Below are 24,367 nucleotides of genomic sequence, written 5' to 3'. Positions count from 1 at the left end.
ATGTAAAGGAGTAGAAATATGCTAACAAAAGACGAATTGAAAAATATAAAGACGCTTCAGGAACTTTGTGAAAAAGAAGGAAAGCTTCAGTTAAAGCTTAATTTTGATATGCTAGAAAGCAGGTCAGAAAAGCGTAAGGAAGACTTTTTCCATAATGAAGATGGGATGCTTGTTGGATTCCTTGGGAGCTATTATTTCGGTAATAAGGTAGAAATTTGCGGAATGGTACACCCGGATTACCGCAGAAGAGGAATTTTTTCAAAGCTTCTTAAAGAAGCAGTTGAAGAAGCAAAGAAACGTGAGGCTAGGACAATTTTATTAAATGCTCCAACTGAATCTCAATCAGCAAAGGAATTTTTAAAGAACGTACCATGCACGTTAGCAATGGTAGAGTATCAAATGAAATGGGAAAAATCATTGGATTTACTTGATGATTCTACCGTTAAGATAAGACCTTCTATTTCAGAAGAAGATATTGAGGCGGAAATACAGCTTGATGTTCAGTGCTTTGGGTTAAATGAAAAGGAAGCACGACAGTATAAACTTGAAACCAAAGACCTTGATACTGACAAAAGACTAATGATTGAGGCGGAAGGCAGAATTGCTGGGAAAATGCGACTGTCCGAAATGAATGGTGAGTCTTGGATATATGGATTTTCTGTGTTTCCTGAACTGCAAGGGAAGGGAATCGGCAGAAAAGCCCTATCGAAAGTCGTAAAAATGCAGGACGAAAATGGATTCGAGATATTTTTAGAGGTGGAGGCTAAAAATGCCCATGCCTTGGGGCTTTACGAATCATGTGGATTTAGAAGCTATCATTCACAGGATTACTATAAAGTGACCGAATAAAAAGGGGGGGCCTGCCCTAAAAAGTGAACCCCCTACTCTACTATTATTTTATTTTCCAGAATTTATTAGAAGACAAATGTAATCGTTTACATTATAATAATAGTAAGAACTAGGGGAGGGGAACAAACCATGGAACTTTTAGTAGAACAATGTGAACATAACAAGTCAGAAGAACCTTGCGAAGAGTGTGCCCCAAAAAGAGATATTGATGAAAACATGGATTTATATGAGTATGATTATTATAAAAGGATATGGTTTTAGGCCTTACAAATTTTGGATAGAATATTACCAAAAAGAGCTGTCTAAGGACGGCTTTTTCTTTTTGCCAAAGTAGTAGATTTAATGGGTTATAGGAAATCTTTTCAGTGTAACTATGACTATAGAGACAATATAAAATTGACGTGTATAAACACACGTCAATTTTTTTGATTATTGATTAGGTTTAGTGAAGGATTTGTTTAAGTTGTTCTACTTGTCTACGACTGGTGTCAATGACTTCTTCGGCAAGCTGTCTGCTTTCTGGGTCAAGGTCACCCCTGACAAGTTCTTCAGAATAGTGAACACCATACTGATCTAGTCCTTTTACAGCGTCTTCTATCATTTCCGTTGTGTCTTCCGGAAGCATGGCTTTGTGCATAAAGCTATGCATGGAACCAGAGAAGCCTTCATCGTCAGCTGGGACACCGCCAAGGTTTTGAATCCGCTCCGCAAGTTTTTGAGCATTCATTTTAATCTCCTGCTGCATAGATTGAAAGACACTTTTTAATTCATTATTTTCAGTCTTTTGGATATAGTGTTCAAACGAGCGAATCCCCATATACGTACCTCTTAATAAGGTATTTAATTCCTCAATAACTGTCTCATTCGTCATTTTATCAGCTCCTCAAACTTATTATGCAGTTTGTAGGCTGTAGTATACGAATAATCCAATTTTATTCATAATGTAAGAAATACTGTGTCGGTGGAGAAATTGTTATCGATTTAATGTTAGAAGAGAAAAAGTACTGTAGCAGCAGTGCTTTTTGTCTGTTTATTTAAGATGTGATTACATTTTAAATACATGTTGTCCAATTACATGTGTGGTGGATCTTGAATCAAGCCAACGGCTGGTAGCAATAGCAGGATTGTAGAAAAATAATGCCCCCTGAACTAATTGCCTTTGATGAGAAAGGGCCGCGTTAACAGCTTGAATAGATTCTTCATCAGCCGGTTTGTTGATTTCACCATTTTGTACTGGTTGAAATTGACCAGGGGCATAGATGACCTCCTTTATGCTGTTTGGAAATTGAGGACTTTCGACTCTGTTAAGAACTACACATGCGACGGCAATCTTGCCCTCTAAAGACTCTGTTTGTGCCTCTGCTCTAACTAAACGTGCAAGCAAATCTATTTCTTCGTTTGATAGATTTCCATTCACAGGTTCTACCGTTTTTAGTGCAATAGACTTAATTGTTTTATCTGTATGGATCTCCTGACCAGGGTAAATGAGATTTAAATTGGAAATTTGTGGATTCCCATCAGCTAATTCCTGAAGGGTAATATGATGCTCTCTAGCTATTTTTGACATTGTGTCTCCAGGTTTAACCGTATAAGCAAAAGCAGGGGAAGCAAAAAGTAGTGAAGCGGCAAGTGTAAAGAAAGTGATTAATTTTTTCATTATTTTAGTCCTCCAAGTTGGTTTAATGTATTTAACTCTATTACTATGAATTGAAAAAATAGAATAGTATTACAGTTAAATTACATAGAGAAGACAATTAGAAGTCGGAGATATTTTTGGTAGGATATTCCAAAATGGTAGAATGGGCGATATTTTGAAAGGACCTATAAAGCAAAACGAGCTTATAGAAATCAGGTCAAATGATGTGTCTGAATTCATCAACGCGAATTATTTTATTGGAATAAGCACAGGAAAATTTTAGCATTAGCAAGGAAAGCAAATGAGTTTGTTTCTTTTACTTCTATTGTTACTATAGAAACATACCTTTACAAAGAGAGGACGAATAATAAATAATGGGAACATTTAATATACCTGTATCCGTTTTAAATCTAGCTCCAATTCGCGAAGGACGAACTTCGCAACAAGCAATTGAGGAAATGGTTGATCTAGCCCAAGCAACTGAGGCAATGGGCTACGAACGCTACTGGATTGCCGAACACCATAACTCTCCAACACTTGTTAGTTCAGCTACAGCAATCCTAATTAAACATACATTAGAGCATACCAAAACCATAAAGGTAGGATCTGGTGGAATTATGCTGCCAAACCATTCGCCGCTTGTCGTAGCAGAACAATTCGGCACCATGGCAACCATATATCCAAATCGTGTGGAGCTTGGGCTCGGACGTGCACCTGGAACAGATATGATGACCGCGAGTGCGCTTCGTCGCTCGAAAAATGATTCCGTATATACCTTTCCTGATGATGTTCAGGCATTGCAAACTTATTTTGGACCAGAAGAGCAACAAGGTTATGTAAAAGCCTATCCGGGTGTGGATACCAATGTTCCAATTTATATTCTAGGGTCATCCACAGATTCCGCCTATTTAGCGGCAAGCTTGGGCCTGCCTTATGTATTTGCTTCACACTTTGCACCAAAATTCATGGGAGAAGCAATTAAAATTTATCGCGAGCGATTCCAGCCTTCTGAGTACCTAGACAAACCATATATGATGGTCTGTTTAAATGTTATAGGAGCGGAAACGGATCAAGAGGCTAAAACCTTACAAACCACCATGCATCAGTTTTTCCTAAACGTTGTCCGTGGTTCACGAAACCCATTGCAGCCACCTGTGGAAAGCATGGATGGAATTTGGACTCCAATGGAAGAGGAAATGGCAAAGTCTATGTCCAGTGTAACGTTAATCGGAAGTAAAGAAACCATCCGAGACCAGCTGACAAGCTTCCAAGATTACTATGCGGTTGATGAAATCATGGCAGTTTCGTATATCTATGATCCAGAAAAACAAAAACGTTCTTATGAAATATTTAAAGAAGTGGTGGAAGGGAAGTAAACTCTCCAATCAATTGGTTAATGAAATTTTTCAGGCATATTGAAGACAAATAGAAGGCTGACGTGTTACATACGCGTCAGTTTATTTTGTTCAGTAGAATTTTTAAAATAGCAATCATTCGCTCTTAAAAATCTATAGAGTCACGCCCTAAGTCATTTTCACATAGGATGGATTAACACAAGCGGGGTGATTTGGGTGAATAATTGGTTAAAAGCCGGTATCTTACTATATCTTTCGTTGTTGTTTTTTGGGAGCTTCATAGCAATAGGTATCGTATGGACGGGAGTACTTGACGAATCACTGCCATTTATTAATGACATTAAAATCTTTTTATATTACTTCTTCGCTGGGGCTATTGGAGGCTCACTGAGACATTTATATATGTTTTGTTCTCATTATATGAAAGATGAATTAAACGACTATAGGGAATGGATTATGTACATTTTTTACCCCATATTCGCAACAGGTACTGCCATCGTAGCTGTCACCTTAATCCAAAGTGGTATCTTACTAATCGAATTCGTCGACTTCGAAGATACCCCTTATGCACAAATAAGCTTCGCCTTCTTCGTAGGATTTGGATTCAACCGCTTCGTGAACAAACTAAACGCCGTATCAAAAGACATCTTCAAAACCAACCAACAGCAAACAAAGAACGAAGAAACAACACCACAACAGCCAGAGTCCGAATAGGACTCTGGCTGTTGCGTTGGCAACTATTGTGGTGACAGGCACCATTTATACATAAATACCCCATTTATGCAGTTGTTTTGCATATTTGTTGGGTGCAGGTGTGGTCTTTCACTAGTTAGCGTTATAAGTTGTCTGCGATTCTCGCTTTTTATTTTTTTTCTACTAAAATATGCTATTTTATCAGATTGTTTGTCTCATACAATAAACTACTCATCTTCATAGACTATATAGAGTGAAAAGTTTTCACTCATATTTTTACTAGAAAGGAGGAATTTTTATGGGATTAAGAAGAGAGTATCTTTATATTGGTGATGGCTTGGATAACACGATTAAGAGATTCGATGCGTTGACTGGGGAGTTTCTCGGTGTATTTATCCTATCGGGCAGCGGCGGTCTAAACGGTCCACGCGGACTCTTATTCAATCCGGAAGGAAATCTACTTGTTTCGAATCAAAACGTTGAAACGGACGTCAATGAACCTGGGAATATCTTAAAATACAATGGTCAAACGGGTGCGTTTTTAGGTGAACTCGTCAGTTCTGCTGGTTTTACTGCTTCATTTGCACCCCGTGGGATTATCCTCTCGAACAATAACTCACTTTTTGTGGCAGACTTTCTCGACATTAACAATCAGCCAGGCGAGTTAAGGGAATACAATGGAAGTACTGGCGAATTTCAACGCAACCTCTTGCACCCTGAATTCTTTGCACCGTTCTTTCCTCGTGGTGTAGTCATCGGTCCACATGATGGCTTACTGTATGTCTCTGTCGTCAATATTTTTAATGGGCTAGACGGCTGGGTTCTACGCTTTAATCCGGTAACAGGGGAATACCTTGGAGAATTCATTACTTCCAGCGAAGAAAACAATCTTCATCGTCCAGAAGGTTTAGTTTGGGGACCTGACGGAAATCTTTACGTTACAAGCTTTCGTGCTGATGCGAACGACAACGACAAAATATTAATTTTCAACCAAATGGGACAGCTTATCGACCAAATAGACCTATATAAAGTAGGACAACCCCGCGCCTTCGCAGCAGCTATCCTGTTCGGACCAAATGGAAACTTATATGTACCAATTAATGGTCCTGTTGATAATGAAACTGGTGAGCCTAACGGTCAATTCACAGGGTCTGTACGAGTGTACGATATTGATACAAAAGAGTTTGTAGAAATCGTACCACCATTTTTAAATGGCGGACCATTAGGCGTACCTTGGTTCTTAACATTTAGAAAAACGGACCATGCAACCTTGGTTTATCTCGGATAAATGGAGAGAGTTAAAGGTAGAAACATGACAATTCATATCACTTAGGAGAGGGCGGCAACTAAGTTGCCGTCTTCTTGGTGATAAATAGAAAATAAATTAATTCATATGTCACCATTATCAACATACATATTAACGACTTCAAAATGAAAGGAGAGATAAGATTGTGGAATCAACAGGGATATCAAAATGGACCTTTTAATCTCTATAGTTACTATGTCGGCTATAATCCGCCAACTTCGGTAAATCCGTATCCTCGGTTTCCAGTTATTCATAATCAAGCATTTTTAAGTCCTTTTACGTATGTGGTAGGAGATGTAACCATTCAAGATAATACGTACGTCGGACCATTTGTCAGTATCAGGGCGGACGAAGGAACTCCTTTTTTTATTGGAAGCAATAGTAATCTTCAAGATGGTGTGATCCTTCATGGCTTAAAAAATAAGTTTTTTGAAAAAAACCAGAAAAGGTATTCGATATATATTGGAAACAGGGTTTCTGTTGCGCATGGTGCCTTGGTACACGGTCCATGCCGAGTGGATGACGACGTATTCATCGGCTTTAAGGCAATTGTATATAATGCCATCATTGGGGAGGGAAGCTTTATTTCCTCAGGAGCGGTGGTTACCAATGGAGTCGAGCTGCAACCAAACAGCTTTGTACCGCCTGGAGCGAACATAGATACACAAGCTAAGGCGAACTCACTAGCAGCTGTACCGAAAACAGAGGAGGAGTTTGCTATCGAGGTACAACGAGTGAATCAGGAATTTCCTTCAGCTTATTCGCTTTTTTTTGGAAAAACGAAATGTACCTGCGGCTTAGCCTGTTAACACGAATGGACAAAGTTTTCCTTTTTGTAATGAGAAATAAAATGCAAAAAGCCCTCAGTTACTAAACTGAAGGGCTATTTTCTTCATAATACAGTTCACAATATTGACATATATTTTCATAATATTCTAAATACATTTCGACATGAAAGGGATTTTTTCTATTGATATTCTATTTTACAGAGTAATTGCTAGGAAATTTACAGTGAATTTTGTAATATTACGTTAGAATTGGTCGACCTTTTTAAATTTTCAAGCAACAATTTGTTTGATAAAATAAAAACATAATCCATTAATATCAAATTTCGTGTTCAGTAGATAAAATAGTAGAAATGTGTAGAAGTTTTTGGAGGGGCTCCAATCATAGTTAGGAGGGCTTTTTATGTATTTCAAAGTAAGAATTTGGAGAAAATTAACCAAAAAACAAAAGATAAGATTACTAAGACAAAAAGCTCACATTAATTTAATCGGTAAGGGTTTTATCGCTTAAATGGAAATTGCTTAATGCCAACTATATAACTATTCAAATAAACCGGACCCCTTCTCACATTTGTCGGGGTTTTTTGTCTATTCCTATAATTTATAAACCTGCAATAAACACCGTTTAAATCATAAACGGTGTTTATTATTATCCAATTAATATTTTTTCTTCCGCATATTTTACCTTAGCTTCTTTTCTAGGATTCAATAAAGCAAATGCCATGGTTAATGGGCCAAGCCTGCCGATAAACATCATGATGGTAATCAATATCCTGCCGAATGGCGATAGTTCGGGTGTGAAATTAGCAGACAATCCCACGGTTCCAAAGGCGGAAATGGTTTCAAACAGTAATTTGCTCATATCAGCTTTTTCCGTAAAAGTTAGTAAAAAGAATATTAGAAAGATAAAAAATATAGCTGCTACGACGATAGATAGCGATTTATTTACCAATTCCCAAGGAATTCTTTTTTTAAAGAGGTTCACATTGTCACGATTTGTCACAACTGCCCAAAAAGCTAAAATAATAATAGCGAAAGTGGTTACCTTAATCCCGCCACCAGTCGATCCTGAAGATGCACCAATAAACATTAGTGCCATCATAAAAACGAGAGAGGAAAGATTCATAGCTCCAATATCAATCGTATTAAAACCAGCCGTTCTGGTTACCACACCTTGAAAATAGGAAGCCCAAAGCTTATCCTCAAATGCTAGGTTTCCAATCGTAGCCGAATTCTCAAATTCTGAAATCAAAATAATGAGGAATCCAATAATATTTAAAAAGAGTGACATGAGTAACGCAACTTTGGAATGCAGGGATAATTTACGAAAAGATTTCTTCGCCCATAAATCAAGGATAACGGTAAAACCAATGCCTCCAGTAATGAAAAGAGAAGTGATGGCGATATTTACGGTAGGATCACCAACCCATTTACTTAAATTATCAGGTTCAAGCCCAAAACCTGCATTATTAAATGCAGAAATCGAATGAAAGATTCCATAATAAATGGCTTTCCCAAGCGGCATTTCAAATGACCAGCGAATCGCTAAAGCAGCAGCCCCCAGCATTTCAACAATAAATGTAATAAGAATGATTCGCTTAACCAAGCTGACAACACCAGCAAGAGAAAATACATTTAATGAATCCTGCAGCAGTAAGCGCTCCTTTAATCCAATTTTTTTCCCAAGGATAATGAACATAAATATTCCTGTGGTCATAAACCCCCAGCCGCCAACCTGAATCAAGCAGAGGAGAACGATCTCTCCAAACAAGGTAAAGGTTGTTCCCGTATCGACCACAGCCAAACCGGTTACACAAACGGCTGAGGTTGCTTCAAATAAAGCATCAATAAAGCTTAGTCCACGCCCCTCTTCATAAGTAGCAATTGGCAGCATAAATAGAAAAGTCCCCAATAATATTAGCGCACCAAAGCCTAGAACAAGGATTTGAGCAGGGTGCATTTTAATTAAATTCCCTCTTTTTTTATAAATCTCCACTTCGTTGGTCTCCCTTAATTAACTAAAATGAAATACTGATATGGGAATAATACCAAAAAGAGTCGATGATGTGTTAGTGATGCTTGTTTTTTTTGCCTTTATTTTGGTAGACAAAAAGAAATCTTGGTATGATAGTACGGTGGATAGAAATAGTGATAAATGGGGGCAATAAAATGTATAGCTTTAAGAACGATTACAGTGAAGGGGCACACCCAAGGATACTAAATGCGCTACTAGAAACGAACCTGGAGCAGGATGAGGGGTACGGAGAGGATCGATATTCGAAGGAAGCGATAAAACTGATAAAGGAAAAAGTCGAAAGTGAAAACGTAGATATTCACTTTATATCAGGTGGAACACAAACCAATCTGATCGCGATTTCAGCTTTCCTTAGACCACATGAAGCGGCAATAGCTGTTAGCAGCGGACATATTCTTGGGCATGAGACAGGCGCTATCGAGGCAACTGGACATAAAATCCTTTCTGTTGAGGGAAGCGATGGAAAACTTTCACCAAACGATTTGCAGGGAGTCCTTGACGGTCATCCGGATGAGCACATGGTGAAGCCGAAATTAGTTTACATATCGAACTCGACTGAGATTGGTTCCATTTATTCTAAGAACGAACTTCAGGAGTTACATGACTACTGTCAACGTAATCAACTTATTTTGTATATGGATGGTGCAAGGCTTGGTTCTGCATTATGTTCAGAGGAGAATGACCTGCAGTTGAGTGATCTCCCTAAATTCGTAGATGCATTTTATATTGGCGGGACAAAGAATGGAGCACTGATTGGCGAGGCACTCGTAATCTGCCGCGATCCTTTAAAGGAGGATTTTCGTTATCATATTAAGCAAAAAGGGGCGCTCCTTGCCAAAGGAAGATTGATGGGCATACAATTTCTTGAACTTTTTCAGGATAATTTGTTCTTTGATTTGGCCACCCATGCGAACCAGATGGCAAGTAAGATTAGAGACGAGTTTGTAAAAGCTGATATTAAGTTTTTGACCCACTCACCTTCTAATCAAATCTTTCCGATTCTGCCGAACCCAGTCATCACCAAGCTTGAAAGCAACTATGCTTTTCATGTCTGGGAGAAAGTAGATTCTGATTCATCTGCCATCCGACTTGTAACATCGTGGGCAACAAAAGAGGAAGAGGTAATTGCCTTTATTGAAGAATTGAAAAGAGTACTGTTATAGCATATAAATCGCTGCCTTTTAATAGGTAGCGTTTGTTTTTTTTATGTTGATCCCAGAATTTTAAAAAGTGTACTCGTCGAAAATAAGCATAGCTATTAACTGAGAAATGAGGGAAGTAACGTGAAGTTAAATCAATTAGATTATTGGGTGTCCAAGCTTGGCATGACTCCACATCCTGAAGGTGGATATTACAAAGAAACTTTTCAGTCAGAAGAACAAATTAGTGATAAAGAATTATCTGTGAATTTGGAAGGCAAGCGCAGGCTTTATACTAGTATTTATTTTCTGTTAACATCGAATGATGTGTCCCATTTTCACAGACTTAAATCTGATGAGCTTTGGTACTATCACGGGGGGAGTTCTTTGAGTATCCACGTGATTGATGAAAGTGGTCAATATAAGGAAATAAAGTTAGGATTGAATCTGGGTGCAGGAGAAGTGCCTCAAGCCTTAGTGAAGAAAAACTCAATATTTGGGTCTTCTGTTTCGGAGAAGGATACTTGTTCTCTAGTTGGATGTATGGTTTCTCCAGGGTTTGAATTTCAGGACTTTGAACTTTTTACACAGGAAGAACTATTGAAGGTTTACCCACAACACAAGGAAATCATTATGAAACTAGCTTATGAACAGCTGCCAAATTCGTTGGAATAATATTGATGGGGTTTGTGCTGATATTATTAGGCATAGTAGGTTTTTATAATGAAGGGATTTATTACATAAAAGTACAAATTGGAATCAAAATGATAATTCTGAACATGAACTCACGCATGCTGCATTCTCCTTCCCACATTCATACTCTTTACATTCAGTATAGGGGAGGATTGTTAAGACACGGTTGTTAAATTGTAAATTTATTGTCAATTAAGAGCTTGTTCAAAAACGATAGGTAAAACAAGTAACCCAACTAAACAATGTAGTTTACAAATACTAGCAAGATATCCCATAGAATCCTTTTCTAAATGAAGTAAATAATAACGTTAGATTATTTTAGGAATTGGGTGAAATTGTAAAATGGGTGAACAAGCTATGAAGGGTAAACGAAAAGGATTGTCAGCTTGGCAGCTTACGATGATGGCATTAGGGAGCGTCATTGGGGGTTCTTTTTTTCTAGGATCATCTGTGGCGATTAATGCAGCAGGGCCATCGATCTTACTATCGTATGTTTTAGCTGGCGGGCTTGTCTATCTTATTCTATATGCTTTGTCAGAAATGACGGTAGGTGCACCAACAGTAGGCTCCTTTAGTACATTTGCAGCAAGGGAGCTTGGACAAGGAACAGGATTTGTGGTGGGCTGGCTTTATTGGACTGGAACCGTTCTATCGATGTCGAGTGAGGCAACAGCCATTTCATTATTAGTACGTGAATGGGTTCCGAATATTTCAATAGCTTGGTTAGGTGGATCGATTATAGTAGCTGTTACCCTGCTAAATTTATTAGGTGCAGATAAAATAGGGAAGCTGGCAAGCGGTTTATCTGCGGTTAAAATTTTTGCGATTATCTTTTTTATCTTAACGGCATTGGTATTAATTGCAGGTTTACTGCCAGGAACCCCAGCTATTGGGGCTGGTGAGTTAGCTAGGGAACCAATCATGCCTGGCGGAGTGCGAGGAATCGCCGGAAGTATGCTCTTAGTTGTTTTTGCCTACGCAGGCTTTGAAATCATTGGATTGGCTGCAACTGAAACGGATAATCCAACTGAAACGATTCCGAAAGCGATTCGCTATACTGTTTTTTCGCTGGTAGGTTTGTATATCCTGTATGCAGCAGTGCTGCTCCCACTTATTCCTACAGCAGAACTTAGTGAAAACGTCAGTCCAATGGTTGCTTCATTAAACCGATGGGGAATTGGCTGGGCAGGTACGGCACTAAATTTGGTATTGATTTCAGCCATTCTCTCAGCTATGTTGGCATGTATTTTTGGATTAGGAAGAATGATCCGCTCTCTATCTGATGAAGGTCATGCTCCACAGTGGCTTAAGGACAAAAACGATGTTCCCTACAAAGGTATTTTATTTTCCGGTCTGTCGATGCTGATTGGGTTATTTTTCGGTTTGTTATTTCCGAGAGCCTATCTTGTTTTAATAACCTCAGGCGGATTCGCACTCATCTTTACCTATGCTGTCATTATGGCAAGTCATATCCGCTTTCGGAAAAGGGAGGGGTGCCCGCCGGGTGGAATCTGCCAAATGCCGGGGTTTCCTATTACATCTTGGGTCGCATTAATAAGCTTAATCATTGTTCTAGTATGCATGCCTTTTATTCCAGGGCAGACAGCTGGTCTCGTAACTGGAAGCAGTATGGTCGTCATTTTCTCTTTCATTTATTTTATGATGAGCTACATGAGACGCACAAGACCAAATCATACACCTAAAAAAACCTTGTCACCAAGGGAACTCCGACCAAACTATGCTACCGAGTTAGCTAGAGAATTAGCTGAAAGAGTTGACGAAAGAAACAAGGAAAAATAAACTTAAAGAGGTTTCTTTTCTTTAAAAAAAACAGAAAACTTAAGGGTGAAAGGTAAACGTATGAACCAAAAAGAACATCTTTTAGCATTTGAATTTGCCGATTCAAACGGAAAAATAAAACCATTAACGTTTCAACACCCCGTCAGAGTGATTGAGGCATACAAGGTGGAAGATGTGATACCGAATTTTCAACTTGTACAAGAAGCTGTGGAAAACGGGTATTATGCAGCAGGATTTTTGTCATATGAAAGTGCTCCAGCATTTGATTCAGCCTTTACCGTTAAGAGCGGGGGATCTTTTCCTTTGCTCTGGTTTGGTATTTTTTCAAATGCAGAATATCAACAAATTAGCAGTGAAGCAGATTTTTCCGTATCTCAATGGAAACCTGCAATAACAATGGAGGAATATAATCAAGCGATATCCTCTATTAAAAAATCGATCCAGTTGGGAAATACATACCAAACGAATTATACGATCCGTCTCCATTCTGAATTTAGCGGTGAGGGTCTTGCATATTATAATAGGTTAAAAAAAGCACAAAGCTCAAATTATTGTGCTTACATCCATACAGGTGAACATAGTATTTTGTCTGCTTCACCAGAGTTGTTTTTTCACTTAGATAATGGAAAAATTACCACACGTCCGATGAAAGGCACAATCAAAAGAGGGGCGTCATTTGAAGAAGATGCTAGAAACGCAGATTGGTTACTACATTCTGAGAAAAATCGTGCAGAAAATCTAATGATTGTTGATTTGCTGCGAAATGACCTCGGAATGGTTGCTGAACCAGGGACGGTGGAAGTGGAGAAATTATTTGAAATTGAACAATACCCAACCGTTCATCAAATGACGTCTACGATTTCTGCAAAGGTATCAGAAACCACGACCTTAGTTGATATCTTCAAAGCCATTTTTCCATGCGGATCGATTACAGGCGCACCAAAGGTTAGCACGATGAACATCATAAGAGACTTAGAGAATGAACCACGTGAGGTTTACTGCGGTGCAATAGGTTATATTACACCAAGTAAAGAGGCAATTTTTAACGTGCCAATCAGAACCGTGTTGATAGACCATTCAACAGGCAACGCCGTTTATGGCGTAGGTGGAGGAGTAACATGGGATTCCACTTCGGAAGGGGAATACCATGAGATTCTGACAAAAGCAAAGCTGTTAGAGCAGAAAACGGCGGAGTTCCAATTGTTAGAGAGTTTGTTACTAGACAATGGGAATTATTTTTTGCTTGAAGAGCACCTTCAACGCCTAGAGAATTCATCTCGGTATTTTGGGTTTCCAAACGAAGTTGAAAGGATTAAAAGATCCTTAAACGAGTTTCGAGATAAAAATGGTGACGGGATGATGAAGGTTCGATTATTATTTTCCAAAGATGGGGAATACACAATAGAAGGTCAACCTATCATTCAGCTTGATACAGTATTGAAGGTCATTCTAGCAGACGATTCAATCGATAAAACCAATCCATTTCTGTATCATAAAACCACTAATCGAGAGATATACGAAAAGTTTCAAAAACAAAAGCCTGCTGAAGCATTTGATGTCCTGCTTTGGAATCAAGATGGTGAATTAACTGAATTTACAAATGGCAATGTTGTCTTGGAAATTGACGGTGTACGATGGACTCCACCCATAAGCAGCGGTTTACTAGCTGGAACTTATCGTGACAAATTAATCGAGACTGGAGAAATACGCGAAAAGTCACTTACACATGCCGATTTGAAAAAAGCAACTAGAGCCTGGTTTATTAATAGTGTTCGAAAATGGAAAGAAGTTTATATCGTATAAAGGAAGTCATGTTAGATTTCATGTAATCACCTATCTCACAGGAAAGGTGATTATTTTTTTTGTTAGTAAGAGTGGACGAATTCTCCTGAAAGTTAAGAATATCTTAAGGATTTTATAAAACTTTTCTTAAGTTTTTGTATGTATTGTAATCTCATAGAGGTTTTCTTGAGGACTTTTAAGGAGGCTAAATCATGACCGAAAAACAGGTGTATATTCTTTTAACGAATACAGGTTCCTTATTAACAAAATTAATAAAGCTTTATACGAAAAAACCATATAATCATGCATCCATTGCTTTTGATAGACAGTTATCCGAGGTCTACAGCTTCGGGAGAAAAACGATACGGAACCCGTTTATTGGAGGATTTGTGAAGGAAGATGTGAAGGCAGGTTTATTTAAACAAGCAGACTGTGCCATTTATTCCATGACAGTAACAGAGGATCAAATTCAAAAAATAAAACACTACTTAAAAGCATTTGAAGCACAGAAGAAAGATTATCGCTACAATTTTTTAGGATTATTTGGCGTTATGTTCAATAAACCAATAAAGAGAAAAAATGCCTTCTTTTGTTCTCAGTTTGTTGCTTATCTACTTAAGGAATCTAACATCATCGCTTTTGATAAACCACTGCCACTGATAACCCCTCATGATTTGCAACGTGCACCTATATTTCAAGTCGTTTATGAAGGTAAACTTAAAAATTATCATAATGAAAATGAAAAAGTTAGTGTTCCCCTTAATTTTGCTTTTTTCACAAAATAGATTCTTTTTCTATGAATTTGCAGGGTTACTTTCATGCTTTGTGGAATAGTACATAGATTGCTATCAAACTGATAAAAGGTATGGAGGTAACGAATATGTCAATTTATACTTATCAAGCTGAACTTTCAAATGATGAAAATATTAGTTTAGAGAACTATAAGGGAAAAGTATTACTAATTGTAAACACTGCAAGTAAATGTGGTTTAACCCCGCAATATGAGGGTTTAGAGAAATTATATAGAACATACAAAGATCAGGGATTCTCCGTGTTAGCTTTCCCTTGTAATCAATTTGGCGGGCAGGAACCTGGAACGGATGAGGAAATCCAAGCATTTTGCTCGGTTAACTATGAAGTAAGTTTTCCTGTGTTTAAAAAAATTGATGTAAACGGGGAGCAGGCACATCCACTTTTCAAGTTTTTACGTGAGCGGGCACCAGAGGATAGTAACTTGGATACTGACAGTAGATTGTATCAGCATCTCAGTAACAATTTTCCTAAGATTCTTGAGAGTTCCGATATTAAATGGAATTTTACTAAGTTTTTAATTGATCAAAATGGTAATGTGGTTAGACGCTATTTTCCAAGTACGTTACCTGCTGAAGTTGAGAATGATATTGAGAAGTTATTAAAATAATTTTTATTCGAATGGGCCATAAATGGTCCTTTTTTTGCCCCTAGAAGTAAGCATGAGACACAATATTGAAATAGATGGTTATATAGAGGAATGGTAAAATATAATTATCTAGAACATAAATGAGGTCAGTTGCATATGAACAAAACAGAAGTAATTGCACGTAGAATACTAGGCTGGAAATTGAATCGCTGGGACAGATGGTATGACCCAGAAAAAGAAAACTTTATTTATAATTTTAAGCCGGAGGAAAACCTTGAACACGCACTTTTTATCGTTGAGAGATTAAAAAGTTTTGGGTATACCTATTTCGTAAAAGGAAAATACGAAGTATGTTTTAATGATGTTTGCGAAAATGGTAAAACATTAGCACAAGCCATCACAAATGCTGCATTCTCTCTCGCCGACAATAGTACGATAGATGAGGGATGGATATAGAAAAACAGCCGAATAAAGAACACCTCACACTGGAGGTGTTCTTTTGTAACTATTAGCCCTTTACGGCTTCGTGCTTATATCCGTTTTGTGAGGCATAAACTTCATACCAGTCGTATTGCGGAGATTTAAACCATTCATACTTTGGCAAATAAACTAAGTATCTAGTGCTGCCATCGGCACAAAGAATCGATTTGAAGATGGTTACATTGCCAAATCCAAAAGTTTTATCTAAATATCCTTCCATTCCATCTCTGATGATATTCTTTTTGTCTTCTTTTTCTTGCTTATGTAACTCCATCACCCCATCAATAAAAATACTTAACACCACCAACGTAATAAGGATTAAGACGAACAGAAATAACTTTAACAATACAATACCCTCCTTTAATTTATTAACGATTCAGTATAATTTTACATTCGTTAGAAAGTGAAAGGTGTGATAAAAATAACAGGGGAAATAATAATTCATGCTTTTTTACGTTTCGGAGAAACTTTTGACCTGTCCATTAATAATTCACATCCGTATATAAATGGTGAAGGAAAGGGAACAAATAGAAGTTCAGAAGTTCTTTTTCAAAAGGCTCTGTTATTTTTCATTGTTGATTTTCGTGAAGGGGTGAGAATTCATAGGCGGAGAATTTCCGACTATTATCTATAGAGGAACCTTAGGAAGCAGATATAAGGGGAGATAATCCGGTTAACTGCTTTAAATAAGACAAATTCCAAGGATTTGGATACATTAAGCGGAAAAACTCCGCCTATAATAGCCGAAATATGGGTATTTCCCTAGTTAAACGGATATTCTCCGCTTATTTTCCAAACACAGTGAAATCAACATTCAGGTTTAACAGAGCCTTTTAAAAAAAAGGAGGGGTTACTTATGTTGAAAATTTCTCATGCAGCAGGACATGCACGTATCACACCAGGAAAGCAGTCACCCGATGGCTATAAAGAATGGCAGGTTACGAGTGAAATAGTAAAACTTGTCATGATGGAACTCGAAAGTTATGAAGGAGTAAGTCAAACACGGATTGATGATCCTACTGGGGAAAGTGATATTCCGTTAAACAAACGCTGTGAATTAATAAACACCTGGGGAGCGAATGTCCATATCGACTACCATCTAAATGCGTACGGAGATGGTTGGACCAATGCGGGAGGAACAGAAACGTATATTTATACGACGAGGCCAACAGAGGCAGCTGCACTTGCGGAAAAAATACAAAGCAACCTTATAAGAGAATTAGGTTTTAAAAATCGTGGAGTAAAAACAGCTAATTTCCAAATGGTAAGAGAAACGAAAATGACGGCATTAATAGTAGAATTTGCCTTTATGACTAACCAAAACGAAGCAATGAAAATGAGGACCTCAGAGTACCAGAAGAAAGCAGCAAGGGCAGTTGTTGAAGGACTTGTTGCTCAATATGGACTGAGAAAGAAAACTGCTGTTATTTCAATTAATGATGGACTTTATCGTGTTCAAGTGGGAGCTTTTTCAGATATCAATCGTGCAAAGGCATTGGTAGAAGAATTAAAAGCAAAAGGGTACCCTGCTATACTAATTTAAGTAGAGTAATTACGCTTTAAAGAAGGGTTATACAAACCACCCGTCGAATTTTAATCTATGTATTTTAAGGGTAAGATCCTATCGGGGGGAACAAAAAGTGGAGAAATCATTCCAAGAAAATATAGCAGATTCATATAACCAAAATGCGAAAGAAAGAGATTTATATATTCTACAAGACTGGAAGGTCAAAGAACGAGAGATCTTCTTAGGAAAACTAAAAACAAATAAATGCCTTAATCTATTGGAGATTGGTGCGGGACCAGGGAAGGACAGTCTATATTTTAAAGAACAAGGTTTAATTACGACTAGTACCGATATTTCTCCAGAGATGGTTAAATTGTGTAAAGAGAAAGGGTTAAACGCGAAGGTGATGGACTTTGCTCATCTTGCATTCCCTGATGAGCACTTTGATTCTATTTGGGCACTAAATTGTCTTCTACATGTACCCAAGAAGGACATTAAAAATGTGCTTCTAGAGATTAGAAGAGTTCTAAAACCATCTGGATTATTCTATATGGGAGTATATGGAGGGGAAAATCATGAGGGGATTTGGGAAGAAGATTCTTATACTCCAAAGAGGTTTTTTTCTTTTTTTGAAGATAATTCGATAAAAGAATTATTATCAGAGTTTTTTACAATCGATTATTTTCAAGTAGTTCCGAAAGAAATGGTGGGTGGACCTTTTCACTTTCAGTCTATCATTCTTAGAAAGTAATGTTGAATAATTAGGTCTAACTATCTACTACTTTGTTATAACTTTATTGGTACTAGCATAGGATTATTGTACAAGCTATGATTTTTTTCATAGAAAAGAAATGGATGGGGTGTTTTTGAATGGATTTTATGAGCAGAGTAGCACCTGAATTGAAAGAAATACTTACGGTTTTCCCGCCGCTTCGTCTTCCTGAGGGGTTAGAGGCTGCAAGACAAGCACCGGTTGTTCCAATTGAGAAATCTGAAAACGTTAACATTAAAGAGCGCACCATACCGGGCGGCGATGGACAAGATATGAAGGTTAAGATTTATGAACCAGTACCTAGAAAGGAGACAAAACTTCCAGCACTATTGTTTATTCATGGCGGAGGTTACGTACTAGGAGACGCAGATGGTTCTGACGGAGACTGCCAGCTTTTCGCAGAACAAGCTCAATGTGTAGTAGTATCCGTTGATTACCGTCTTGCCCCTGAACATCCATATCCGGCACCACTCGAGGATTGTTATGCTGCATTGGTATGGATGACGAAAGATGCTGATGAGTTGAAAATTGATGTGTCGCGGGTTGCTGTTGCGGGTCAAAGTGCAGGGGGCGGATTAACGGCTGCATTAAGTTTGTTAGCCCGTGATCGCAAAGGTCCGGCAATCTCGTTCCAAATGCCGTTGTACCCGATGATTGATGACCGAAATGTAACACCATCCAGTTACGAAATTACGGACGAACGAGCGATCTGGAACCGTGGAAATAACCTAGCAGGTTGGAGAATGTATTTGGGCGAACATGCAAACGGAGAAATTTCACCATATGCAGCCCCGGCTCGAGCAAACAATCTTTCAAACCTGCCACCGACATATACATGTGTAGGGCAGTTAGATCCATTCCGTGATGAAACCATTGAATATGTTGCAAAATTGGCACAAGCAGGCGTTCCTGTCGAATTCCACCTTTATCCTGGTGCCTACCACGGCTTTGAACTATTAAATCCAACCTCAGAAGTGGGCCAAAAAGCCAAAAATGAATATGTTCAAGCATTAAAAAAGGCGTTCCAGCTACAGCCTGAATCAGTAAGTTTATAAAATAACTCTAGTGCAATGGATGAGGGTTTGCTACATTGCACTTTTTTATTTACAGTTTAAAATTCGAAGATTAGAATAATTGAATGGGTTTTCATAATTTGAAGTGAGGGGGGAAACTTTTATGTTTGTTCATTCAAAACAATTTACGAACAATGAGTTACGTTATACCATAAGGTCTGCAGCGGAGAAAGACGCGAAAAGCCTGTCGGAAGTTCGAGTGCAGATTGATGGTGAAACAGAGAATATGGATAGAGAACAAGGCGAGGCATACATAGATGAAACAGGTTTTAAACAGATTATTAAAGAAGATACAGAACGTATGAACCACCTATTTTTGGTGGCAGAAGTCGATGATAAGATAGTAGGTTTTTGCAGATGTGAGGGGAACCAATTAAAGCGCTCTTCACATAAAGTAGAATTTGGTGTCTGTGTTTTAAAAGACTACTGGGGTTTCGGGATCGCTAAAAGGTTTTTGGAAGAGTCAATCCGGTGGGCAGACACAAATGGAATGAAGAAAATGAATTTGAATGTTCTAGAGACCAATGAAAAAGCAATAAAGTTATATCAAAAATATGGCTTTCAAGTAGAAGGCACTTTGATAAACGATAAATTGCTGTCAGACGGAAAATACTATAATACGATTTTAATGGGAAGGTTAAGTCATTTGTAAGTTGGTCGAAAGTGGATGGTCAATTTTTAGGGGGATTGGATGGTTAAAGATTACTCCAGTTGCGCTATGATATAATTTGAGGAAAGCACTAAAAAAATAGACGAGGTGCAAGCATGGGGATTTTATCCGTTTTAGTAATTCTTATTTTAATTATTGCAGTGGTTTCCACCCTGGCTTTGACAGGAAAGCCCGACGAAAATTATCGAAATTCCACAAAAAGGAATACGACAAATTTAACCTTAATATATGTAGTGATTATTTTTATCGCGTTAGTTGCTCTTGGAATCTACATTTGGTTAACATAATACGAAAGGATCAGGCTTAAATCCTGATCCTTTATTTTGCAACTCTTTGAAGAGCCTCTGAAAACCTTCTAATTCCCTCATGAATATTTTCTTCATTTTCCCGTGAAAAAGTAAATCGGACAAATCCTTTCTCAGATCCCATCGTGGAGCCAGGTACATAAATCACACCTCTCCTAATCGATTCCTCTAATAATTGCGTTTCATTAAATTCCTCTTTTATCCTGCACCATATATGAATCCCGCCTTTAGGAATATAAAAATCCACCTGTTCTTTTAGAAACGACTGAAGGCTAGTGACAATCTGATCTCTTCTACTTCTTAACTGTTTTATTAAATGATCGATATGTGACTCAAAATCATTGGAATCTAAAAAATCATTGGCAATCCATTGTGTGTAACTCGCATGTCCGAAATCCACTTGCTGCTTGGCATCTGATAACCGTTCGATTACCGCCTTTGGTCCAATAATCCAGCCGATCCTTAAGCCTGATGCAACAATTTTTGTTAGGGAGCTTATATAGAGCACATTTCCATAGTGATCCAATGATTTTAGGGTTTGAAGCTTTTCTCCTGTAAACGCTGTTAAGCTATACGGATCATCTTCGACAATGGGAATTCCATATTCTGATGATATCTCCAGGACCTTTTTCCGCCTTTCTTCCGACAATAAACTACCTGTTGGATTTTGAAAGATAGGATTTAAAAATATCATCCTAATTCTATGTTTTTTATACAATGTCGTGATATCATTTGGGTTTATTCCCTCTTGATCGCCGGTTAAATAATATGTTTTGATTCCTGCTGATTTAAATACAGGCAGATTGTAATGATAGGATGGGTTCTCGATCGCCACTGCGTCTCCAGGCTTTAATAAACACTGAACCACGAGATGCAAAGCTTGTTGTGCACCAGACGTTATCAATATAGAAGAGGGGTTCGTATCTATACTGCGAAACTGTTTAACATGCTTGGAAAGGGTTTCTCGGAGTATCGCATTGCCCTGTGGGTGGTCATACCCTAATGATCCAATAAAGGATCTGTTTGAAGTTATTTCTCTAAGTGTTTTCATCGGAAAAAGATCCTGAGACAATTCCCCGCTAGCCAAATTAATGAGATTATGCTCTGCCATTTCTTTATGTATTCGCTGCGTTACAGGCAAATTCGGCAAAAATGAACCCGCCTCAATATACCGGTTCCAGCTAGGGATTCGTTTCTTTGATATTCCCCAAATATCTTTACGAATCGTCGTTCCGCTGCCTTGATTTCGATCAATCAGTCCATTGGATTCCAATTCGTCATAGGCAGCAATAACCGTGCTTCGGTTTACACCAAGTTCCTTAGCCAAACCTCTTTCAGAAGGTAAAGGTTTATCATGTGGAAAAGTGCCGTCAGCAATTCCTGTCTCAATGTATAATGCAAGTTGTTTATATATAGGTATTTTTGATTTTCTATCTGGTTTCCAATTCATTTGAAACATCCTTTAATTTAGATCTCTTACTATCTATTGTATACTTTTGCATTTAATATTTCATTTGGTATGCAGCCAGTTACTATAATAGAAGTAAAGGAAAAAAAGGATTAAGGTAAGAAAATATGCAATAAGGGCAAAAAAAGTGCGATGCTAATTAGGCATCGCTGTGCTTGCATTGATAGAATAAATCTTTTCACACTAACTTGGATCGTTTTCATCTAAAGTAAGGACAGTTACATTCGTTGATTCACCGTTCTCAATTTCCTCCTGGGTGGCATCTTGGTTTAACACATCCTCTGTATTAATACCCTCTGCAAGAGTGGGTTCCCCTTTTGAATCATTATTTTTTTTCATCACAGTCACCTCTACTGATTTATTTTGTGTTAGATGTAACACGAGAATTATTTTTTGTAGAAAGTAAAAATAAATACTAAAATTTGGATATTTAGGAGAACGATTGGAATTTCTGTTATAATTTTTAATAGCATTCATTAGCAAAATCCGATTAAATGACTGGAGGATTAGATGATACTTAACGAATTAACCATACGTTTTTTTACAAAGTTGGCTGGGGCAGGTTTAACGATGTTTGTTATTTTTACTTTTCTGCTGCTTCAAAATGGCTTTGATATGTATGAATTTGGTGAGGCCATTTCCAGTAAGTACATTTGGATGGTTATTTATCTTTACGGTATTTTTTGTTCTCTTCTGATTGATTTCCTAGAATGGAAGATACCAAGAATCAATATAAGGTTCAAAATTCTTCTATATGTGGTTGCGGGATATGCTATTTTTCTCATTAATGGGGTTAATGTATTTACATTGATTGCAGGTACAATCGGCGCGTTTTGCTCATTACTATTCTATTTGGGAACGTATCTATCTGAACGTTCAAAAGGGACTCAATTTGCATGTGCCATTTTGGTACCCATATTTTTAATGATCTTAATGAATATTGATTTTACAAAAAAGATCCACTGGAATGAAGTAAAAGAAGATACAACTTTTAAAGCAACATTTCAGTACTTTGATGGGAAACATGATATACCAATTACGATCCAAGCAGGTCAAACTATTAATATATCGATTAAGTATGACAATCGGAATGGAGGAGGATATGGCTACCATGTTCTTAACCCTAAGGATAAGTTGGTGGGAATGGCAGAAGTGAATGAGGGGGTAATGAAGTTTACGGCTCCAGAGACAGGTGTTTACCGAGTGATTGTGAAGGGTGATGATTTAAAAGGCGGTGTTCAGGTAAATTGGAAAATAAATAAAACAAAATAACTAATGCGAGGGAATAAGTAAAATATTGACAAATTCTTCTGTTTATTTTGTCATGTAAAACTTGTATGATAATTGTAAGAGAAATATCAAAATAAATAGGTCGTATTAACTAGGACCATAAAAACGATTAGGAACAATAATTTAAAAAAGGATTCTGGTTAAAATGAAAGATACATTCTTACTAACTGATTTTGTGACAGAGCAAATATTTTCAATTGTTAGGTGGATTTTTTTAGTAGTGTCATGCATTGTTTTTTATTATCCACCTATTGCCTCCATTGTGAACTTCGAATTACATACCTTTAATTATTTACTCATTTTTGGTTTTGCCTATATGTCCATTACTCAGGTTGCCTTATGGTTAGCACCTGGGAAACAAACATTGTTTAATCTACTCATGAAAACGGGAATACTTTTTGACTATATAGCACTGATGTGGCTTTTATGTTTAACAGGAGGAGTTGTGAGCCCGCTATTCCCAATAGCTTACCTGCTCATTATGCATTCAACTATTTATTGGAAGATTCTTGGCGCCACTGTATCTTGTACAGTTATGGTGATAAGTTATACGATTTTGTTTTGGATTAGTCTCCCTTTATCTAATCTATCCATTGTCATGTTTCTATTGAATGTCACATTCTTGATTGTTATCGGTTTTTTGGGAGCCTTGATTGTAAATAGAGAGCGCCATCACCAAAAACTTCAGTATATTTACAAGGACTTAGTTGTTCGTGATTATTTAACAGGTTTATATAATCACAGACATTTTCAAGAATCTCTAAAAAACTCGTTATCTGATATTAATAAGAAAGAAATGTCTGTCGTTCTAGCAGACATTGATAATTTTAAAATGATAAATGATCAGCACGGTCATGTGGTAGGGGACAAAGTATTGATGAAGATTGGCGAGATACTTCAAAACACCATTCCCCCCTCACTAGGCAGGTCCTTCCGTTATGGAGGAGAAGAATTTGCGATCCTTTTTCAAACAACAGATAAGGAAAAAATTATTCCATGCTTGGAGCAAGTCTACAAAGAATTAAGAGAGGTTCAGTTTAGCAGTGATAATGGCGTCTTTAGCATCACGATGAGCTTTGGCTTATATACCAATCAACAAGGAATCTCGAATCAAGTGGAACTGGTCAGTCGTGCGGATAAGTTATTATATAAGGCAAAGCATAATGGTAAGAACCAGGCTATTTTCGACTGTGGAACCGTAATTAGAGGCTAAATAACTGACTGCTTAGCACAAACCAATATGGTTTGTGACTTTTTTTATAGATGCGCGGTGTATTTTGTATACCAGAAGAAGGATTTTAATGATGGATAGAGAATAATTTCATGGAAC

26 protein-coding genes are annotated in these 24,367 nt (G+C 37.6%); 20 read left to right on the top strand and 6 right to left on the bottom strand.

Going from position 1 to position 24,367, the window contains the following annotated elements:
• Positions 1-18: 18 nt before the first annotated feature.
• Positions 19-849, top strand: coding sequence for a GNAT family N-acetyltransferase (locus ACN6MT_RS21025; protein ID WP_419887887.1), 831 nt, complete (start codon positions 19-21; stop codon positions 847-849).
• 129 nt (positions 850-978) lie between these two features.
• On the top strand, positions 979-1,110 hold the full coding sequence (locus tag ACN6MT_RS21020) for a hypothetical protein (RefSeq protein WP_419887886.1): 132 nt from the start codon (positions 979-981) through the stop codon (positions 1,108-1,110).
• A gap of 181 nt (positions 1,111-1,291) precedes the next feature.
• Here the strand turns inward: ACN6MT_RS21020 and ACN6MT_RS21015 are convergent, their stop codons facing one another.
• Positions 1,292-1,720: a DUF2383 domain-containing protein gene (locus tag ACN6MT_RS21015; RefSeq protein ID WP_419887885.1), complete on the bottom strand. Its 429-nt coding sequence runs from the start codon at positions 1,718-1,720 to the stop codon at positions 1,292-1,294.
• A 174-nt stretch (positions 1,721-1,894) separates the two neighbouring features.
• Positions 1,895-2,506 (bottom strand): cell wall hydrolase, encoded by a 612-nt coding sequence (locus tag ACN6MT_RS21010; protein WP_419887884.1) that lies wholly within the window; start codon positions 2,504-2,506, stop codon positions 1,895-1,897.
• Positions 2,507-2,859: 353 nt separating this feature from the next.
• Here ACN6MT_RS21010 and ACN6MT_RS21005 point away from each other — a divergent pair, with 353 nt between their 5' ends.
• The 4 genes from ACN6MT_RS21005 to ACN6MT_RS20990 all read left to right on the top strand — a co-directional run bounded on the left by ACN6MT_RS21005 (position 2,860) and on the right by ACN6MT_RS20990 (position 6,648).
• On the top strand, positions 2,860-3,861 hold the full coding sequence (locus ACN6MT_RS21005) for an LLM class flavin-dependent oxidoreductase (RefSeq protein ID WP_419887883.1): 1,002 nt from the start codon (positions 2,860-2,862) through the stop codon (positions 3,859-3,861).
• A gap of 195 nt (positions 3,862-4,056) precedes the next feature.
• Entirely contained in the window at positions 4,057-4,554 is a 498-nt protein-coding gene (locus ACN6MT_RS21000) for a hypothetical protein (protein WP_419887882.1), read from the top strand.
• A 277-nt stretch (positions 4,555-4,831) separates the two neighbouring features.
• Entirely contained in the window at positions 4,832-5,821 is a 990-nt protein-coding gene (locus tag ACN6MT_RS20995) for a hypothetical protein (RefSeq protein WP_419887881.1), read from the top strand.
• 161 nt (positions 5,822-5,982) lie between these two features.
• Positions 5,983-6,648 carry a carbonate dehydratase gene (locus ACN6MT_RS20990; protein WP_419887880.1) on the top strand — a complete coding sequence of 222 codons (666 nt, stop codon included), beginning with the start codon at positions 5,983-5,985 and terminating at the stop codon, positions 6,646-6,648.
• A gap of 625 nt (positions 6,649-7,273) precedes the next feature.
• On the opposite strand, the gene ACN6MT_RS20985 is transcribed toward ACN6MT_RS20990, so the two are convergent.
• Positions 7,274-8,584, bottom strand: coding sequence for a TrkH family potassium uptake protein (locus tag ACN6MT_RS20985; protein WP_419956498.1), 1,311 nt, complete (start codon positions 8,582-8,584; stop codon positions 7,274-7,276).
• Between the two features lie 209 nt (positions 8,585-8,793).
• On the opposite strand from ACN6MT_RS20985, the gene ACN6MT_RS20980 reads away from it, so the two are divergent.
• The 7 genes from ACN6MT_RS20980 to ACN6MT_RS20950 all read left to right on the top strand — a co-directional run bounded on the left by ACN6MT_RS20980 (position 8,794) and on the right by ACN6MT_RS20950 (position 15,928).
• Complete coding sequence (locus ACN6MT_RS20980) at positions 8,794-9,822, top strand: threonine aldolase family protein (RefSeq protein WP_419887879.1); 1,029 nt, start codon at positions 8,794-8,796, stop codon at positions 9,820-9,822.
• 120 nt (positions 9,823-9,942) lie between these two features.
• Positions 9,943-10,473: a cupin domain-containing protein gene (locus tag ACN6MT_RS20975; RefSeq protein WP_419887878.1), complete on the top strand. Its 531-nt coding sequence runs from the start codon at positions 9,943-9,945 to the stop codon at positions 10,471-10,473.
• Between the two features lie 360 nt (positions 10,474-10,833).
• A complete protein-coding gene (locus ACN6MT_RS20970) occupies positions 10,834-12,291 on the top strand; it encodes an amino acid permease (protein WP_419887877.1) in 1,458 nt (485 codons plus the stop codon).
• Between the two features lie 60 nt (positions 12,292-12,351).
• On the top strand, positions 12,352-14,094 hold the full coding sequence (pabB, locus tag ACN6MT_RS20965; protein WP_419887876.1) for an aminodeoxychorismate synthase component I: 1,743 nt from the start codon (positions 12,352-12,354) through the stop codon (positions 14,092-14,094).
• Positions 14,095-14,285: 191 nt separating this feature from the next.
• Positions 14,286-14,858 carry a hypothetical protein gene (locus tag ACN6MT_RS20960; RefSeq protein WP_419887875.1) on the top strand — a complete coding sequence of 191 codons (573 nt, stop codon included), beginning with the start codon at positions 14,286-14,288 and terminating at the stop codon, positions 14,856-14,858.
• A 95-nt stretch (positions 14,859-14,953) separates the two neighbouring features.
• Positions 14,954-15,493, top strand: a complete 540-nt coding sequence (locus tag ACN6MT_RS20955) for a glutathione peroxidase (RefSeq protein ID WP_419887874.1) — start codon at positions 14,954-14,956, stop codon at positions 15,491-15,493.
• 135 nt (positions 15,494-15,628) lie between these two features.
• Positions 15,629-15,928 carry a BC1872 family protein gene (locus tag ACN6MT_RS20950; RefSeq protein ID WP_419887873.1) on the top strand — a complete coding sequence of 100 codons (300 nt, stop codon included), beginning with the start codon at positions 15,629-15,631 and terminating at the stop codon, positions 15,926-15,928.
• Between the two features lie 52 nt (positions 15,929-15,980).
• On the opposite strand, the gene ACN6MT_RS20945 is transcribed toward ACN6MT_RS20950, so the two are convergent.
• Positions 15,981-16,298 carry a hypothetical protein gene (locus ACN6MT_RS20945; RefSeq protein WP_419887872.1) on the bottom strand — a complete coding sequence of 106 codons (318 nt, stop codon included), beginning with the start codon at positions 16,296-16,298 and terminating at the stop codon, positions 15,981-15,983.
• Positions 16,299-16,808: 510 nt separating this feature from the next.
• Here ACN6MT_RS20945 and ACN6MT_RS20940 point away from each other — a divergent pair.
• The 5 genes from ACN6MT_RS20940 (at position 16,809) to ACN6MT_RS20920 (ending at position 20,261) form a co-directional block, all read left to right on the top strand.
• Complete coding sequence (locus tag ACN6MT_RS20940; protein WP_419887871.1) at positions 16,809-17,495, top strand: N-acetylmuramoyl-L-alanine amidase; 687 nt, start codon at positions 16,809-16,811, stop codon at positions 17,493-17,495.
• 97 nt (positions 17,496-17,592) lie between these two features.
• Complete coding sequence (locus ACN6MT_RS20935) at positions 17,593-18,210, top strand: class I SAM-dependent methyltransferase (RefSeq protein WP_419887870.1); 618 nt, start codon at positions 17,593-17,595, stop codon at positions 18,208-18,210.
• Positions 18,211-18,329: 119 nt separating this feature from the next.
• The gene (locus tag ACN6MT_RS20930) at positions 18,330-19,286 is read left to right on the top strand and encodes an alpha/beta hydrolase (RefSeq protein WP_419887869.1); all 957 of its coding nucleotides are present in this window, start codon (positions 18,330-18,332) and stop codon (positions 19,284-19,286) included.
• A gap of 121 nt (positions 19,287-19,407) precedes the next feature.
• On the top strand, positions 19,408-19,956 hold the full coding sequence (locus ACN6MT_RS20925; protein ID WP_419887868.1) for an N-acetyltransferase family protein: 549 nt from the start codon (positions 19,408-19,410) through the stop codon (positions 19,954-19,956).
• Between the two features lie 113 nt (positions 19,957-20,069).
• Entirely contained in the window at positions 20,070-20,261 is a 192-nt protein-coding gene (locus ACN6MT_RS20920; RefSeq protein ID WP_034676567.1) for a hypothetical protein, read from the top strand.
• A gap of 31 nt (positions 20,262-20,292) precedes the next feature.
• Here ACN6MT_RS20920 and ACN6MT_RS20915 read toward each other — a convergent pair whose 3' ends face one another.
• Both ACN6MT_RS20915 and ACN6MT_RS20910 read right to left on the bottom strand, forming a co-directional pair.
• Positions 20,293-21,729 carry a PLP-dependent aminotransferase family protein gene (locus ACN6MT_RS20915; protein WP_419887867.1) on the bottom strand — a complete coding sequence of 479 codons (1,437 nt, stop codon included), beginning with the start codon at positions 21,727-21,729 and terminating at the stop codon, positions 20,293-20,295.
• 201 nt (positions 21,730-21,930) lie between these two features.
• Positions 21,931-22,086, bottom strand: coding sequence for a hypothetical protein (locus ACN6MT_RS20910; RefSeq protein WP_419887866.1), 156 nt, complete (start codon positions 22,084-22,086; stop codon positions 21,931-21,933).
• Between the two features lie 171 nt (positions 22,087-22,257).
• Here ACN6MT_RS20910 and ACN6MT_RS20905 point away from each other — a divergent pair, with 171 nt between their 5' ends.
• Together ACN6MT_RS20905 and ACN6MT_RS20900 are read left to right on the top strand one after the other, a co-directional pair.
• Positions 22,258-23,019 carry a hypothetical protein gene (locus ACN6MT_RS20905; protein WP_419887865.1) on the top strand — a complete coding sequence of 254 codons (762 nt, stop codon included), beginning with the start codon at positions 22,258-22,260 and terminating at the stop codon, positions 23,017-23,019.
• Between the two features lie 163 nt (positions 23,020-23,182).
• Positions 23,183-24,250, top strand: a complete 1,068-nt coding sequence (locus ACN6MT_RS20900; RefSeq protein ID WP_419887864.1) for a GGDEF domain-containing protein — start codon at positions 23,183-23,185, stop codon at positions 24,248-24,250.
• The last annotated feature ends 117 nt before the right edge of the window (positions 24,251-24,367 follow it).

It is taken from the genome of Neobacillus niacini, from assembly GCF_048572935.1.
Classification (GTDB): Bacteria; Bacillota; Bacilli; order Bacillales; family Cytobacillaceae; genus Neobacillus; species Neobacillus niacini.
Note: the sequence above shows the minus strand (reverse complement) of the source record. Positions and strands in the feature narration are given on the sequence as shown.

Excerpts from the sequence above, each read along its gene's own strand:
- ACN6MT_RS20950 (WP_419887873.1), top strand. The coding sequence starts at position 15,629 with ATGAACAAAACAGAAGTAATTGCACGTAGAATACTAGGCTGGAAATTG.
- ACN6MT_RS20915 (WP_419887867.1), bottom strand. The coding sequence starts at position 21,729 with ATGAATTGGAAACCAGATAGAAAATCAAAAATACCTATATATAAACAA.
- ACN6MT_RS20910 (WP_419887866.1), bottom strand. The coding sequence starts at position 22,086 with ATGAAAAAAAATAATGATTCAAAAGGGGAACCCACTCTTGCAGAGGGT.
- ACN6MT_RS20900 (WP_419887864.1), top strand. The coding sequence starts at position 23,183 with ATGAAAGATACATTCTTACTAACTGATTTTGTGACAGAGCAAATATTT.
- ACN6MT_RS20970 (WP_419887877.1), top strand. The coding sequence starts at position 10,834 with ATGGGTGAACAAGCTATGAAGGGTAAACGAAAAGGATTGTCAGCTTGG.
- ACN6MT_RS20955 (WP_419887874.1), top strand. The coding sequence starts at position 14,954 with ATGTCAATTTATACTTATCAAGCTGAACTTTCAAATGATGAAAATATT.
- ACN6MT_RS20930 (WP_419887869.1), top strand. The coding sequence starts at position 18,330 with ATGGATTTTATGAGCAGAGTAGCACCTGAATTGAAAGAAATACTTACG.
- ACN6MT_RS20985 (WP_419956498.1), bottom strand. The coding sequence starts at position 8,584 with ATGCACCCTGCTCAAATCCTTGTTCTAGGCTTTGGTGCGCTAATATTA.
- ACN6MT_RS20980 (WP_419887879.1), top strand. The coding sequence starts at position 8,794 with ATGTATAGCTTTAAGAACGATTACAGTGAAGGGGCACACCCAAGGATA.
- ACN6MT_RS20905 (WP_419887865.1), top strand. The coding sequence starts at position 22,258 with ATGATACTTAACGAATTAACCATACGTTTTTTTACAAAGTTGGCTGGG.
- ACN6MT_RS20925 (WP_419887868.1), top strand. The coding sequence starts at position 19,408 with ATGTTTGTTCATTCAAAACAATTTACGAACAATGAGTTACGTTATACC.
- ACN6MT_RS20995 (WP_419887881.1), top strand. The coding sequence starts at position 4,832 with ATGGGATTAAGAAGAGAGTATCTTTATATTGGTGATGGCTTGGATAAC.
- ACN6MT_RS21010 (WP_419887884.1), bottom strand. The coding sequence starts at position 2,506 with ATGAAAAAATTAATCACTTTCTTTACACTTGCCGCTTCACTACTTTTT.
- pabB (WP_419887876.1), top strand. The coding sequence starts at position 12,352 with ATGAACCAAAAAGAACATCTTTTAGCATTTGAATTTGCCGATTCAAAC.
- ACN6MT_RS20920 (WP_034676567.1), top strand. The coding sequence starts at position 20,070 with ATGGGGATTTTATCCGTTTTAGTAATTCTTATTTTAATTATTGCAGTG.
- ACN6MT_RS20960 (WP_419887875.1), top strand. The coding sequence starts at position 14,286 with ATGACCGAAAAACAGGTGTATATTCTTTTAACGAATACAGGTTCCTTA.
- ACN6MT_RS21005 (WP_419887883.1), top strand. The coding sequence starts at position 2,860 with ATGGGAACATTTAATATACCTGTATCCGTTTTAAATCTAGCTCCAATT.
- ACN6MT_RS21020 (WP_419887886.1), top strand. The coding sequence starts at position 979 with ATGGAACTTTTAGTAGAACAATGTGAACATAACAAGTCAGAAGAACCT.
- ACN6MT_RS21015 (WP_419887885.1), bottom strand. The coding sequence starts at position 1,720 with ATGACGAATGAGACAGTTATTGAGGAATTAAATACCTTATTAAGAGGT.
- ACN6MT_RS20940 (WP_419887871.1), top strand. The coding sequence starts at position 16,809 with ATGTTGAAAATTTCTCATGCAGCAGGACATGCACGTATCACACCAGGA.
- ACN6MT_RS21025 (WP_419887887.1), top strand. The coding sequence starts at position 19 with ATGCTAACAAAAGACGAATTGAAAAATATAAAGACGCTTCAGGAACTT.